Annotated in this window: 14 protein-coding genes; 5 read left to right on the top strand and 9 right to left on the bottom strand. The window is 57.0% G+C overall.

The window, feature by feature from the left end; genetic code table 11:
• Positions 1 to 78 precede the first annotated feature (78 nt).
• The 9 genes from recC to rppH form a co-directional block, all read right to left on the bottom strand.
• Positions 79 to 3,450, bottom strand: a complete 3,372-nt coding sequence (gene recC, locus ABLV78_RS04860; protein ID WP_047044208.1) for an exodeoxyribonuclease V subunit gamma — start codon at positions 3,448 to 3,450, stop codon at positions 79 to 81.
• A gap of 12 nt (positions 3,451 to 3,462) precedes the next feature.
• Positions 3,463 to 3,786 (bottom strand): prepilin-type N-terminal cleavage/methylation domain-containing protein, encoded by a 324-nt coding sequence (locus ABLV78_RS04855; protein ID WP_045398118.1) that lies wholly within the window; start codon positions 3,784 to 3,786, stop codon positions 3,463 to 3,465.
• Positions 3,771 to 4,178 (bottom strand): DUF2509 family protein, encoded by a 408-nt coding sequence (locus ABLV78_RS04850; RefSeq protein ID WP_047044205.1) that lies wholly within the window; start codon positions 4,176 to 4,178, stop codon positions 3,771 to 3,773. The genes ABLV78_RS04855 and ABLV78_RS04850 overlap by 16 nt, the downstream gene beginning before the upstream one ends.
• Entirely contained in the window at positions 4,175 to 4,738 is a 564-nt protein-coding gene (locus ABLV78_RS04845) for a prepilin peptidase-dependent protein (RefSeq protein ID WP_045398125.1), read from the bottom strand. The genes ABLV78_RS04850 and ABLV78_RS04845 overlap by 4 nt, the downstream gene beginning before the upstream one ends.
• Positions 4,729 to 5,193: a prepilin peptidase-dependent protein gene (locus ABLV78_RS04840; RefSeq protein ID WP_047044203.1), complete on the bottom strand. Its 465-nt coding sequence runs from the start codon at positions 5,191 to 5,193 to the stop codon at positions 4,729 to 4,731. The genes ABLV78_RS04845 and ABLV78_RS04840 overlap by 10 nt, the downstream gene beginning before the upstream one ends.
• Positions 5,194 to 5,378: 185 nt before the next feature.
• Positions 5,379 to 6,173, bottom strand: a complete 795-nt coding sequence (gene thyA, locus ABLV78_RS04835; RefSeq protein ID WP_045398131.1) for a thymidylate synthase — start codon at positions 6,171 to 6,173, stop codon at positions 5,379 to 5,381.
• Positions 6,174 to 6,179: 6 nt separating this feature from the next.
• On the bottom strand, positions 6,180 to 7,055 hold the full coding sequence (lgt, locus tag ABLV78_RS04830) for a prolipoprotein diacylglyceryl transferase (protein WP_015369928.1): 876 nt from the start codon (positions 7,053 to 7,055) through the stop codon (positions 6,180 to 6,182).
• Positions 7,056 to 7,515: 460 nt separating this feature from the next.
• On the bottom strand, positions 7,516 to 9,762 hold the full coding sequence (gene ptsP, locus ABLV78_RS04825) for a phosphoenolpyruvate--protein phosphotransferase (RefSeq protein WP_015369927.1): 2,247 nt from the start codon (positions 9,760 to 9,762) through the stop codon (positions 7,516 to 7,518).
• Positions 9,763 to 9,774: 12 nt separating this feature from the next.
• Entirely contained in the window at positions 9,775 to 10,305 is a 531-nt protein-coding gene (rppH, locus tag ABLV78_RS04820) for an RNA pyrophosphohydrolase (protein ID WP_015703328.1), read from the bottom strand.
• Positions 10,306 to 10,758: 453 nt separating this feature from the next.
• On the opposite strand from rppH, the gene ABLV78_RS04815 reads away from it, so the two are divergent.
• From ABLV78_RS04815 to ABLV78_RS04795, 5 genes are all read left to right on the top strand, one after another.
• Complete coding sequence (locus ABLV78_RS04815; RefSeq protein ID WP_223683768.1) at positions 10,759 to 10,923, top strand: hypothetical protein; 165 nt, start codon at positions 10,759 to 10,761, stop codon at positions 10,921 to 10,923.
• A gap of 64 nt (positions 10,924 to 10,987) precedes the next feature.
• On the top strand, positions 10,988 to 11,683 hold the full coding sequence (gene mutH, locus ABLV78_RS04810) for a DNA mismatch repair endonuclease MutH (protein ID WP_047044200.1): 696 nt from the start codon (positions 10,988 to 10,990) through the stop codon (positions 11,681 to 11,683).
• Positions 11,684 to 11,746: 63 nt separating this feature from the next.
• The gene (locus ABLV78_RS04805; protein ID WP_045396707.1) at positions 11,747 to 12,460 is read left to right on the top strand and encodes a TerC family protein; all 714 of its coding nucleotides are present in this window, start codon (positions 11,747 to 11,749) and stop codon (positions 12,458 to 12,460) included.
• 123 nt (positions 12,461 to 12,583) lie between these two features.
• Positions 12,584 to 12,802: a YgdI/YgdR family lipoprotein gene (locus tag ABLV78_RS04800; RefSeq protein ID WP_004867116.1), complete on the top strand. Its 219-nt coding sequence runs from the start codon at positions 12,584 to 12,586 to the stop codon at positions 12,800 to 12,802.
• A gap of 253 nt (positions 12,803 to 13,055) precedes the next feature.
• Complete coding sequence (locus ABLV78_RS04795; protein WP_047044198.1) at positions 13,056 to 14,096, top strand: NADP(H)-dependent aldo-keto reductase; 1,041 nt, start codon at positions 13,056 to 13,058, stop codon at positions 14,094 to 14,096.
• Positions 14,097 to 14,228: the final 132 nt, after the last annotated feature.

Raw genomic sequence — 14,228 nt, 5'->3', positions numbered from 1 at the left:
TTACAACATCAGTCCGTGATTCGATGCGCATAATAAATGAACAACCTTCTTCTGCGCAATTTTTATACTATTACAATTTTATTCGGACTGATGGAAACGAAATATCGGCAACAGATAACGCTGCGCCTGCGCGATAATCTCTTCATAGTACGCAGGCTCCAGAGTGCGCCACAGGCGCTGGTACCAGATATCGGCACCTTCGCCGCTCACCACCATATTACCTTCGTAGGCCTGAAGGAACTTACTGCGGGCTTTTTGTTGCGTTTCGTCATCCATTAACATGACATCCTTTTCCGCGTCGTAACAGGCTTTTAGCCACGCGCCGCCGCTTTCCGGCAACAGCAGTAGCGGTTTTGACATCCCCTGCAGGTAGCCTTCTACTAGCTCATTCAGGTACGCCTGCGCCTGCTCCGCCGCCAGCGGCGGGAAACGCCACTCGCCTTCTTTGCGCACGAACAACCGACTTTCGCCGAGACCGCCGCTAGCACAATAGACAAGATGTTCCAGCCAAAGTTGCACGCCCTGAGAGACGCTCAGCAGCGACGGACGCCAGCGCAATAGCCCATCCGGCTGTACCTGCTGTAGCCAGCCGGTGAGATTGATACCGTTGCACTGTAGGTCGATCTCCATACTTTGCGCGGGCTGACGACTGGCGATAACCCGCTCAGCCAGGTTCTGCATTTCCTGACGCTGCGCCTCCCATGCCAGTTCGCCAAACGCGCCAAAAGGCAGCTCACCCGCCGCACGAAAACGACGATACATCGCTGACGCATCCTGTTGTTCAATCAGCGTATTCAGCAACTGTTGGTTCAACTGGTAACGGCTTAGCCCTTCAAGCACGAAAGGCTCATCTTCGGGGATCTCGCTCTCTTCAGAGCGGAAATTCACCCGCAGACGCTGCTGGAAGAAAGCACGCACCGGATGCTGCCAAAAGCGTAACAGCTGTTCGAACGGCAGCGTGTCGATATCGAGCGGCGCAAGCGGCTGGATAAATTCACTATGCGCCTCTCCCTGCTGGCTGGCGGCGGCCAGCCACTCTTTTGCATAGCTCTGATCTTCATCCGGCAGATAATTGGCGGCATCGAATGGCATACGCGTATGCAGATGGGTAATGTGCTCCTTAACGCGGCGTTCGCTGGCATCGCAGTCCAGCGCTTCATCGCCTTCAAGGCAGTGGCTCTGACCGATATAGTCCGCCAGTTCCTGTACCAGCACCGAAGGATAGCGCTCGCTGTTATCCTGGATTGAGCGGCCGATGTAGCTGATGTATAGCTTCTGTTCGGCCGACATCAGCGCTTCCAGGAACAGATAACGGTCATCATCGCGACGGCTGCGGTCGCCGCGCTGCGGTTTTTGGCTCATTAAATCGAATCCCAGCGGCGCGAGTGTACGCGGGTAGACGCCATCGTTCATCCCCAACAGGCAGACGACCTTGAAAGGGATAGAGCGCATCGGCATCAGGGTGCAGATATTCACCGGCCCGGCCAGGAAACGCTGGCTGATCCGCTGCTGATCGAGGCGCTGCGCCAGCTCATCGCGCAGCAGCGATAGCGGCACGGCAGCCCCGTACTGCGCATCCAGACCGCCATCGATGATGGCTTGCCATTGCTGTTCAATCAGCGCCAGCGCCGCTTCGGTGTCGCTATCCGGCAGGAAGAAATCCGTGAGCAGATCGCGGCACACCGGCAGCCACTCTGCCAGCGGGCGATCCTGCGCCAGACCGCGGCGCCACAGATTAAGCTGCATCAGTAACGACGCGAGATTCCCTACCAATTCGGCAATCAGCCCGCTGGATTCATCATAGGGCAGCACCGACTGCCACTCGCCCTGACTGCTGTCCATCGCATATCCCAACAGCATACGCGTTAACCCAAAACGCCAGGTGTGCTGCCCGGTCGCCGGGAGATCCATTTCGCGCACGTTGTCGTCATCCATACCCCAACGTACGCCGGATTCATTGACCCACTGGCGCAGGTAGCGCAGCCCCTCTTCATTGATATTGAAGCGCGCCGCCAGCACCGGCACATCCAACAGCGCCAGCACATCTTCGCTGGCGAAGCGGCTGTCCGGCAGAGAAAGCAACGTGATAAACGCCTGTAGCGCCGGGTGCGATTCTCGCGCCCGACGGTCGGAAATCGCCCACGGCAGCCAGCGTTCGCCGCGCGCTGCGCCGAAGACCGCCTGAATATAGGGACTGTAGCTGTCGATATCGGCGACCATCACGATAATATCGCGCGGCGTCAGCGCCGGGTCTTCTTCCAGCATCGCCAGCAGTCGGTCGTGCAGCACTTCCACTTCACGTTGCGGGCTATGGCAGACGTGGATAGCCAGGCTGCGGTCTTCAATCGCCAGCGGGCGCTTGCTCTTACTGCTGGCGAACTCTTGCGCGGAACGCCCCGCCACCGCGGCGTTGCGCAGCTCAAGAATATCGGCCTGGAGGTTATGCAGCAGGTTATCGGGGGCGATATCGACAAAGGCGTCCAGCTCTTCGTAACGCTCCAGCCCGGCTAGCAGATAGATATAATCGCGCCCGAGCTTGCCCCACGAGGCCAGCAGCGGATTGCCGACATCCTGCTCGCCATCATCATTAAACAATCCCGGCGCCTGTTCGGTGTCACGGAACAGCGGCAGCTCGCGCGCCTCGCGGTGGTGGCGGCGCTGGCGCGACATCAGTTTGGCAAGAAACGCCGGATCTTTAATATCACCCCAGTAGTAGCGACAGGGGTTAGTGAAGAGTACATAGACATCGACATGCTTGCCCAGCGCCTGCAGGGCCTGCAAATACACCGGCGGCAGCGCCGAAATGCCGCAGATAAAGACCCGCGACGGCAGCCCGGCTGGCGGTTGGTCAGCGTTTTCCAGCGCGCTGATAAAGCGCTGGTACAGATTGGCGCGGTGCCACAGCGGTTGCCCCAGCTCCGCGGTGTATTCGACTAACGCTTTCCACAGCGGCGCCTGCCACTGCTGGGCGTCGCCCAGCCCGTCAACCCGTTCATCGGCCTCCCAGCGCATCAGCCACTCCGGGCGATAGACCAGATACTGGTCATACAGATCGGCTACCCGCACGGCCAGCTGGAACAGCTTACGTTTGTCGCTATCATCGCTCAGATAGTGGCGCAACAGCGCGAAGGCTTCATCGTCGAGATACTGCGGCAGCAGGGTCATCAGCTTCCAGCTCATGCTCTGTTTACTGAAGGCGCTCTCGCCGGGAATATCGTCAAGCACGCGAACGAACATGTCCCAGATAAAGCTGGCAGGCAGCGGAAACTCGATATTCGCCGCAATGCCGAAGCGCTTCGCCAGCGTCATCTGCAACCATTGCGCCATACCGGTACTTTGCACCAGCACCATTTCCGGCATGAAAGGGTCATCCAGCCGCTGGCGCTCGACGATAAACTCCATCAGCGCTTCAAGCACATCCAGACGGTTTGAGTGGTACACCCTTAACATATTCGCTCCTGACTACTGATTTACCGGGCAATGTAGCCGGGTCATCTGCACCCGCTTAGCGGCGGGCATGGTGATCGTTACCGTGATGCTGACACAACTTTGCCTCGATGTCTGCACGCGGCTTATTTGTCCTTTATAGGGCTGCGCCGAAGGAACAAGCAGGCTCAAGCGCCACGCGTCGCGCCACTGCTGGCGATAGGCGTTCAATTGAGCGGCGCCGCTGGCCAGCCCGCGATGATAGCCGCCAAGCGCCGTGATGGTCATGATTAACAGCGCCATCGCTAATAATGTCTCCGCCAGACTAAAACCGCGCTGACGCGCTACGGCATCAGGCATAACGCACTCTCCTTCAACGGGCAAAAGTCGCTCCAGCCATGCGCTAAATACCGCAGCCTGCCCTGTTCAATCGACGCTGACTGCCACAGCTGTATCGTGCCGCTGCCGGCGATAAGCAGCGCGCGGCCATCATTAAAAAGCCGCAGACACGCGCGCCAGCGTTGGCTGTTTTCCTGTTGACACGCAACTGCGCTCTGCAGCGGCCAGTTCACCCCTTTGCCCCATTGCAGCGCCGACTGCGCGGCGGCCGTATCGCGAATTGCCTGGGTTTCGGCGCTCACCTGCGCCAGCAGCGATCGCTGCTGCTGATTCATCCCCTGCAATAACAGGCTGCCCAGCGCCAGTAGCAGCAGCACCATCAGCAGTGATGATACTCCGCGCTGGCGTTTCACAGGTTGAACCCCGTTACCTGATATTGCGCCTCGGCGGAAATACGCGAGTCCGATTGCGCCTGCGCCCCCAGGGTAACGATAAGTTCAGGAGAAAACCCGCTTACCGCCTGCCGCTCAACCTGAAAGCGCGTGACCGTGATAGCGGCGGGATTAGTCATTTTCTCCCAATTTTTTCCGCCGCAGTCAGTAACGCCGCGCCGCGTTTCCAGCGCTCCGTCGCGCAGGCGAAAACCGGTAGAATCGGCATCGGCCTCCGGCGCCAAATCCCAAGTGCCGTTACTGTTACCATCCCAGCGAACGATGACGCACTGTCCGCCGTCGGCTATCGCCAGCGCCTGACCATTACAGTGACCCGCGCAATATCCGGCTCGCTGCAGGTGTTTGGCTAACGCATAGACCCGCTGCCATAGTTCGTTTTCCAGCGCCTGCTGCTGCGTTTGGCGAAGAATCTGGCGCTGTAGCGCCGGAAGGAAACGAGCGGCCCCCAGCAGTAACACAGAGCCTATCGCCATAGCGATTAGCGTTTCAATGAGCGAAAAGCCGCGCGCTGCTACTGGCATAATTCCTCTCCTTCCCGGCACAGGCGTATGCGCCCCCAGTTAGAGACAACGATCCGCCACGACCCGACCTCGCTTTGCAGCAGGATATGCCCGGCCCAGGCGCTGTTGCGCAGGCCGTAAAAACCGATGCCTGCCGTCAAATGTTGCAGCGTAATTCCCGGCCACAGCGGCTGCAGGGTAAAAGGCGTTTTCGCGTGACAGTCAGCTTCCACGCCGCTTACGCCCAGACACCAGCCTGCGGGCGAATGTCCGACGTTAATGACGCGATCGCGGTTGTGCCAATTAGCGTCATCGCGTAGCAGCACGAGATAATCGCGCACCTGGCAGGCGACCTGCCACAGGCGCTGTTGCTGTTGCCAGCGCTGCCAGCCGTACATACCGCTGGCGCTGAGGATGATCACCAGCATCATGGTGACCAGCATTTCAATTAGGGTGTAGCCAAGCTGTCTGTTCATGGCGCCGAGTATGCGTTGCTCTGATTATCAATTCGAATGGTAAATCTACGGTTCGCGTCGCGGCTCGGGAAAATATTTGGCGGTTGCAGGATGTTGAACGACGGCAGGAATCCGGCTCGCAAAATTTTGCGGAGGGCAAAAAAAACCGGCGCTGGTGGCGCCGGTTTGTCATCACTACAGAGAGGTTAAATCGCCACAGGCGCTTTAATTCCCGGATGCGGGTCATAGCCTTCGATTTCGAAGTCTTCAAAGCGGTAGTCGAAAATCGACGCCGGTTTGCGTTTTATGACCAGCTTCGGCAGCGGACGCGGTTCGCGGCTCAGCTGCAGGTTAGTCTGCTCCAGGTGATTGCTGTACAGGTGAGTGTCGCCGCCGGTCCAGACAAAGTCGCCCACTTGCAGATCGCACTGCTGCGCCACCATATGCACCAGCAGCGCATAGCTGGCGATGTTGAACGGCAGGCCGAGGAACACGTCGCAGGAGCGCTGATACAGCTGGCAGGAGAGCTTGCCGTCGGCGACGTAGAACTGGAAGAACGCATGGCACGGCGCCAGCGCCATTTTATCCAGCTCGCCGACGTTCCACGCCGACACGATGATGCGGCGGGAATCCGGGTCATTTTTCAGCTGTTCCATGACCGTGCCGATCTGGTCGATATGGCGGCCGTCCGGCGCAGGCCAGGAACGCCACTGTTTGCCGTAAACCGGCCCCAGATCGCCATTCTCATCCGCCCACTCGTCCCAGATGGTGACGTTATTTTCGTGCAGATAGGCAATGTTGGTGTCGCCCTGCAGGAACCACAGCAGTTCATGGATGATGGAGCGTAAATGACAGCGCTTGGTGGTCACCAGCGGGAAGCCTTCCTGCAGGTTAAAACGCATCTGATGGCCGAAGATAGAGATCGTGCCAGTACCGGTGCGGTCATTTTTTGGCGTGCCCTCGGCGAGCACTTTCTGCATCAAATCAAGATACTGTTTCATGGTTCCTCAAGAGTTTTGTTGCTGCGGACGGTGACGATAAGCCCAAACCATCATAATGATACCCGCAAGCACCATCGGGATCGAAAGAATCTGCCCCATGCTGATGTACTGCACCCAGCCGCCGGTAAACTGCGCGTCCGGCTGGCGGAAGAATTCCACGATAATGCGGAACAGGCCGTAGCCAATCAGGAACAGGCCGGAAACGGAACCGGTCGGGCGCGGTTTACGGATAAACAGGTTCAGGATCAGGAACAGCACCACGCCTTCCAGCGCCAGCTCATAAAGCTGCGAGGCGTGACGCGGCAGCGCGCCGTAGGTATCGAATAATGATTGCCATTCCGGATGCGACGGCAGCAGCGCCAGGTCCTCAGCGCGCGAGCCCGGGAAAATCATCGCGTAGTGGAAGTTCGGGTCAACGCGGCCCCACAGCTCGCCGTTGATAAAGTTGCCCAGACGCCCGGCGCCGAGGCCAAACGGGATCAGCGGCGCGATGAAATCGGAAACCTGGAAGAAGGTGCGCTTGGTGCGTTTGGCGAAGATAATCATCACCAGAATCACGCCGATCAGGCCGCCGTGGAACGACATGCCGCCATCCCAGACGCGGAACAGATATAGCGGGTCGCTAAGGAAGACCGGCAGGTTGTAGAACATCACATAGCCGATACGGCCGCCGAGGAATACGCCGAGGAAGCCCGCGTAGAGCAGGTTTTCCACTTCATTTTTCGTCCAGCCGCTGCCCGGACGATTAGCCCGACGGGTGGCCAGCCACATCGCAAAGACGAAACCAACCAGGTACATTAAGCCGTACCAGTGGAGAGAGACCGGTCCAATGGAAAATATTACCGGATCGAACTCCGGAAAATGCAGGTAGCCACTATTCATCTGTCACCATAAAGACTTGTTATTCCGCCGAAAGTGGACAGCGGTGATGATCCGTGCCCGCATAAAACGGGCACTCCGAAGGAGGCGAATGATAGCATAAGCATGTAGTGCGATCCGCGCCGAACGTGTAAAAGATATGTATACGGATGCTAACAGAGTGCGGTTTTTCCAGGGCTGCCGCTTACGCCTTACCCGGACTCGCTACTCGCGGTGCCGTTTTTTTTGTCGGGTGGCGGCTAACGCCTTACCCGACCTACGGTCCGTGCCATTGCGAGCTTAAGATCTCTACCTTGTCCCCATGGCTACTGAAACTGCCGGTGTTGGTGGCCTCAAAATCCCCCGGTGGCGCTGCCGCTTACCGGTGCTACAGCACGATGCGATTTGGTAGCCCGGAGAAGGCGCAACGCGCCGCGTCCGGGAAAAACACTTAAAAAGTTGCAAACCGATAACAGTATCTACGTTACCGTCCGCCGCGGATCAGGCCGCCGAGACCGCGGCGCTCCATAAACGCCGCCACCTGGTGGCGCACTTCGGTGGTCATCTGCGCTTCCAGACTGCGCCGCGACAGCTCCTGCGCTTCTTCGATATCGATACGGCGCAGCAGATATTTCACGCGCGCGACCGAACGGCCGTTCATCGACAAATGGCGATAGCCGAGGCCCACCAGAATGGTGACGCACATCGGGTCGCCGGCCATTTCGCCGCACAGGCGCAGATCGATACCAAAACGCTCGGCATCATGGGCGATCATCGCCAGCGCCCGCAATACCGCAGGATGCAGGCAGTCGTACATATTGGCGACGCGGGTATTGTTGCGGTCGACCGCGAGGATGTATTGCGTCAGGTCGTTAGTGCCGACCGAGATGAAGTCGATGCGGTTCGCCAACTGCGGCAGCATAAAGACCATAGACGGCACTTCCAGCATCACCCCAAGGCGCGGGCGGGGAATCGCATAGCCAATCATCTCTTCGACTTCACGGCTGGCGCGCTCAATCAGGCGGCGGGCTTCATCAACTTCTTCGAGGCTGGTGACCATCGGCAGCAGTATGCTGAGGTTGCCGGTGGCGGCATTGGCGCGCAGCATGGCGCGCACCTGGATCAAGAAGATCTCCGGCTGATCGAGCGTAATACGGATCCCGCGCCAGCCAAGGCACGGGTTCTCTTCGCTAATCGGCATATACGGCAGTTGCTTATCAGCGCCGATATCCAGCGTACGCAGGGTCACGGGCTTGCTGTTAAACATCTGCAGCATGCCCTGATACTGGGCGACCTGCTCCTCTTCGGAGGGGAAGCCGCTCTGTAACATAAACGGAATTTCGGTGCGGTAAAGCCCGATACCATCGATAAAGCTGCCGAGCTTCTCTTCATGCTCCGGGCTCAGACCGGCGTTGAGCATCACTTTTACCCGCTCGCCGCTTTTCAGCTCGGAAGCGCGTTCGAGATCGTCTTCCGCCAGCCGGCTCAGCTCGTTCTCTTCGCTGATTAACCGCTGATACTCCTGTAGCAGCACCGGTTCGGGATCGACCAATAGATCGCCGCGATAGCCATCAACGATCAGCATATGGCCATGCAGCAGCGACGGCTGAATATCGGCGCCCATCACCGTCGGAATGCCCAGCGCGCGAACCATGATCGCCGCGTGGGAGTTGGCCGCGCCGTCGCGCACCACCACCCCGACTAAGCGGTCCTGTGGCACTTCCGCAAGCGTGGTAGCCGACAGTTCGTCGGCCACCAGGATAATGCGCTCAGGCCAGGTATTCGGCCCCTGGGTGGTGTCGTCGAGATGAAACAACAGCCGCTGTCCGAGAGTACGTAAATCCCCCGCCCGCTCTTTCAGATAGCCATCGCTGAGCGCGGCAAACTGCTCGGCAAATTTTTCAATGACCTTTTTCACCGCCCATTCGGCGACGGAGCCTTTGTCGACTTCATCGAATAGCTCACGGCGCAGGCGCGCATCGGATAGCAGGTGCGAATAGAGGTCAAAAATAGCCGCCGTCTCTTTTTGCGCCCCGGCGGCGTAGCGTTTGCTGTAGCGACGAAACTCATTCGCCGCTTCTTCCAGCGCGCCGGTGAGACGTTCGCGCTCGGAAGCGGTATCCAGCGTCGAGGCCTCGTAGACCTGCTCCATCAATGGCAGGCTGGCATCCATCCAGCCTTCGGCAATCGCTACCCCGGATGATGCCGGCAGCGCGCGGATGCGGGTCTGTCGATACTGCCCAAACAGCGCATTCAGCTGCGATTGGGAGAGAATCGCCGCCATCTGGGTGGCGAGGGTGACAAGGAAGGACTCTTCGCTTTCATCGAACTGGCGCAGCTCACGCTGCTGGACTACCAGCACACCCAGCAGCTGACGCCGCTGGATGATCGGCACGCCAAGGAAGGCGCGGAAACGCTCCTCCTTCACCGCCGGGATGTATTTAAAGCTGGGATGCTTTTGCGCATCGGCCAGGTTGATCGGCTCGGCCAGTCGCCCCACCAGACCCACGAGACCTTCATCAAATGCGAGTGCGACCGTACGTCCGCGAGGTTTTTTCAGCCCGCGCGTGGCCATCAGGTAATAGCAGCGTCGATCGTTGTCAGCCAGATAAACCGAACAAACTTCCGTTTCCATCGCTTTACAGACATCCGTCACCAGGATATCCAGCGCCTCATTTAAACGCGGCGCGCTGGCGACCTTCTCGACTATTTCTCGCAACCGAGTGAGCATAATGTGCGTGGCTTAACCTCTTTTACGTCGATAAGCAGGCGCGCTTTGCGGCTTTGGTGTGGTTTCAGCAAGCGACATGGTGACGCCCGCGAACTCTTTCATCACCCGGCGGTAAACGTCGCGCTTAAACGACACCACCTGACGAACCGGGTACCAGTAACTTACCCATCGCCAGCCATCAAACTCAGGTGTACTGCTGGTTTGCATATTAATAGCCGTATCGCTGCCGACCAGTTGTAGAAGAAACCACTTCTGCTTCTGACCGATACAAACCGGCTTTGTGTCCCAACGCACCAAACGTTTAGGCAGCTTGTAACGCAGCCAGTTACGGGTTGAGGCCAGGATCCGCACATCTTTGCGGCTTAACCCAACCTCTTCGAACAATTCCCGATACATTGCCTGCTCGGCGGACTCGCCTGGATTAATGCCCCCTTGCGGGAACTGCCACGAGTGCTGACCATAGCGCCGGGCCCACATCACCTGGCCCTGGCGGTTACAGATTACAATGCCGACATTTGGGCGGTAGCCATCGTCATCAATCACCGGACTACCTCAAAATAAGCTTCAATGTGAATGATTGTTTCACACTCGTTGGAAACGGTAAACCACTCTCTGTGTGGCGTGATAACGAATAACATTTGAATAACTCACAGTAATCACCCGAGTTATAAACAGTGAACGCCATCCCCGGGCCATTTTATTCACTTTTTCTGTGGATAGAGTTGTGAAGAAGTACGGAATTAACCAGGGAAAACCCAGAGTAGTCCGAACGACGTAGAGATAGGGCTTTTTAATAATGACATATTATTCATTAAGTTATCATAGTTCACGCCAACAAATTACAGCATAACGTGATGATCATCACATATGCGATCCGGCAACTGATGAAAGATCGAACAATGCCGCTTTTATCCACAGATAAAGCACACTCGTCGGGCACATTTTGTCTAAAAATTCGATTTTCGTCGCACGTCAAGGCTGTAAATCGAACCAGTAGTGAGGCTTTTCCCCAGTTATCCCATTTTTCTGTGGATAACATGGTGTAAGATCCTGTTCATTGTCAGTGACCAGTTCTGGAAAACCCGTTTTCACTGTTTTCACAAGCGGAAAAATGGGACAAAAAACATATATAAATCATCACATTGGTATAGTTACCCATAAAAAGGTAAACTCTATCCACAACGCACAAAAATAGCGCTCACTTTTTAACCAGAGGTTTTCCATCATGTCAGCCATCGCTCCGCTTACCGCTCCGCCGCAAAGTCAGGAGCAACTTCTTGCTCAGGCCCAGCGGCTGGCGGGTTATTCACTGGGTGAACTGGCGGCGCTGGCGGGGATCCCCATTCCCCGCGATTTGAAACGCGACAAAGGCTGGATTGGCATCCTGCTGGAGATTTGGCTGGGCGCCAGCGCCGGAAGCAAACCCGAGCAGGATTTCGCCGCCTTAGGCGTGGAGCTGAAAACTATCCCCATCGACCGCCAGGGGCGTCCGCTGGAGACCACGTTTGTTTGCGTGGCGCCGCTAACCGGCAATAGCGGCGTGACCTGGGAAAGCAGCCACGTGCGGCATAAGCTACAGCGCGTGCTGTGGATCCCGGTAGAAGGCGAACGCGAGATCCCGCTCGCGGAACGCCGCGTCGGCGCGCCGCTATTGTGGACGCCAGACGAGGAAGAAGATCGCCAGCTACGCATGGATTGGGAAGAGTTGATGGATCTTATCGTGCTTGGCCAGGTTGAACGAATCACCGCCCGCCACGGCGAGGTGCTGCAACTACGCCCAAAGGCGGCCAACAGCAAGGCGCTAACGGAAGCGATCGGCGCCCACGGCGAGCCGATCCTCACCCTGCCGCGCGGCTTTTATCTGAAAAAGAACTTCACCGCCGCGCTGCTGGCGCGTCATTTTCTATTAGGTCATGAATAATTTTTTGTTCTGCCATAACGCCTGCATATAATTACCACTTTATTTTTTGCAGGACTTTGAACAATGTTATTTGCATGGATAACCGATCCTAACGCCTGGCTGGCGCTCGGCACGCTGACGCTGCTGGAGATCGTTCTCGGGATCGATAATATTATTTTTCTCTCTCTGGTTGTTGCTAAGCTTCCCACCGCCCAACGCGCCCATGCGCGGCGCATCGGGTTAATGGGAGCCATGCTGATGCGTCTCGGCCTGCTGGCGTCTATCGCCTGGGTCGTTAAGCTCACCAACCCGCTCTTCACCGTATTTGGTCAGGAGATCTCGTTTCGCGACCTGATCCTGCTGCTCGGCGGCCTGTTCCTGATCTGGAAAGCGAGTAAAGAGATCCACGAATCGATTGAAGGCGAGGAAGAAGGTCTTAAAACCAACGTCCACTCCTTCTTTGGCGCCATCGTGCAGATCATGCTGCTGGATATCATCTTCAGCCTTGATTCAGTCATTACCGCCGTCGGCCTCTCCGATCATCTGTTTATTATGATGGCCGCGGTGGTGATTGCGGTTGGGGTGATGATGTTTGCCGCACGTCCGATCGGCGACTTCGTTGACCGTCATCCGTCGGTCAAAATGTTGGCGTTGTCGTTTCTGATCCTGGTCGGCTTCACGCTGATGCTGGAGAGCTTCGATGTGCATGTACCAAAAGGCTACATCTACTTCGCGATGTTCTTCTCTATTGCGGTCGAAACCCTCAACCTGATGCGCAATAAGAAAAACCCGCTGTAAGCCACAAAATTGCAGTCCGGAAGCGGGCTGCAATCCTTTTTAAGACTTTACTGCTTTTTATGTCTCACAAATCAGGCTATTAATATACTGGTACGAGGTGCGGCCATAAGAGAGGTAATGACGATGAAAAAATGGGCAGTATTGATTTCCGCCGTAGGACTGGCGTTCTCGGTTTCCGGTTGCAGCAGCGATTATGTCATGGCGACAAAAGACGGACGTATGATTCTTACCGACGGTAAACCGGCGGTTGACGATGACACCGGTTTGATAAGCTACGAAGATCAGCAAGGCAATAAAATGCAGATCAACCGCGACGACGTGTCACAAATTATTAAGCGTTAAGCTTTTTCGTCGGTTAACAGCATAATTACCGACAACCACAGCCACAGAAAAGAGTCGGGATCCCCCTGCTATATCCCCAGGGCAGCCCCCTTCAGGATCTCCAGACCCGGCTTTTTTGATATTTTCCCTTTCTCTTTTTCTCTCCCTCTGCCATGTTGTTATTCCCATCAGCCTGCAAGCGCTTTGAAGTTTGTGGGGAGATAGTTTTGTCGGGAAACTCCTGACCTTGTTGATAAAAATAAGGAAGCCGGCTATGCAGTATCACCGTATCCCACACAGTTCTCTTGAAATCAGCACGCTGGGGCTGGGCACAATGACCTTTGGTGAGCAAAATAGCGAGGCCGACGCTCATGAACAGCTCGACTACGCCGTAAGTCAGGGAATCAACCTGATTGATGTCGCCGAAATGTATCCTGTCCCGCCGCGCCCGGAAACCCAGGGGCTGACCGAAACCTACGTCGGCAACTGGCTGGCGAAACGCGGCAACCGCGAAAAGCTGGTTATCGCCTCTAAAGTCAGCGGCCCGGCGCGCAATAACGACAGCAGCATTCGCCCGAACCACGCGCTGGATCGCAAAAATATTCGCGACGCGCTGCACGACAGCCTCAAGCGTCTGCAAACCGATTATCTCGACCTCTATCAGGTCCACTGGCCGCAGCGCCAGACCAACTGTTTCGGCAAGCTGGGCTATACCTGGAGCGACTCCGCGCCGGTGGTCACCCTTCTCGATACGCTGGAAGCGCTCACCGAATTCCAGCGCGCCGGTAAAATTCGCTATATCGGCGTCTCTAACGAAACCGCCTTTGGCGTCATGCGCTATCTGCATCTGGCCGATAAGCACGACCTGCCGCGCATCGTCACGATTCAAAACCCGTACAGCCTGCTTAACCGCAGCTACGAAGTGGGGCTGGCGGAAGTGAGCCAGTATGAGGGCGTTGAGCTGCTGGCGTATTCATGCCTGGCGTTCGGTACGCTCACCGGTAAGTACCTCAACGGCGCGCAGCCGGCCGGCGCACGCAATACGCTATTCAGCCGCTTTACCCGCTACAGCGGCGAGCAGGCGCAGAAAGCGGTGGCCGCTTATGTGGACATTGCCAAACGCCACAATCTCGATCCGGCGCAAATGGCGCTGGCCTTTGTGCGTCGTCAGCCGTTTGTCGCCAGCACCCTGCTCGGAGCCACGACCATGGAGCAGCTCAAGACCAACGTCGAGAGTTTGCATCTTGAGCTGAGCGAAGAGGTGTTAGCGGAGATTGAAGCGGCGCATAAGGTGTATACCTACCCGGCGCCGTAAGGGAGTAAAGCCCCGGATAGCGGCTGGCGCCTTATCCGGGCTACACAACCCGCGATATTCGGTAGTTCGGTAGCCCGGCTAAGCGTAGCGCAAGCCGGGGGGAGTCCCGGATAGCGGCTGGCGCCTTATCCG

The organism is Klebsiella sp. CN_Kp075 (assembly GCF_040065055.2).
Classification (GTDB): Bacteria; Pseudomonadota; Gammaproteobacteria; order Enterobacterales; family Enterobacteriaceae; genus Klebsiella; species Klebsiella aerogenes.
The sequence above is the reverse complement of the archived record's forward strand: the minus strand, read 5'-3'. Positions and strand labels throughout refer to the sequence as shown.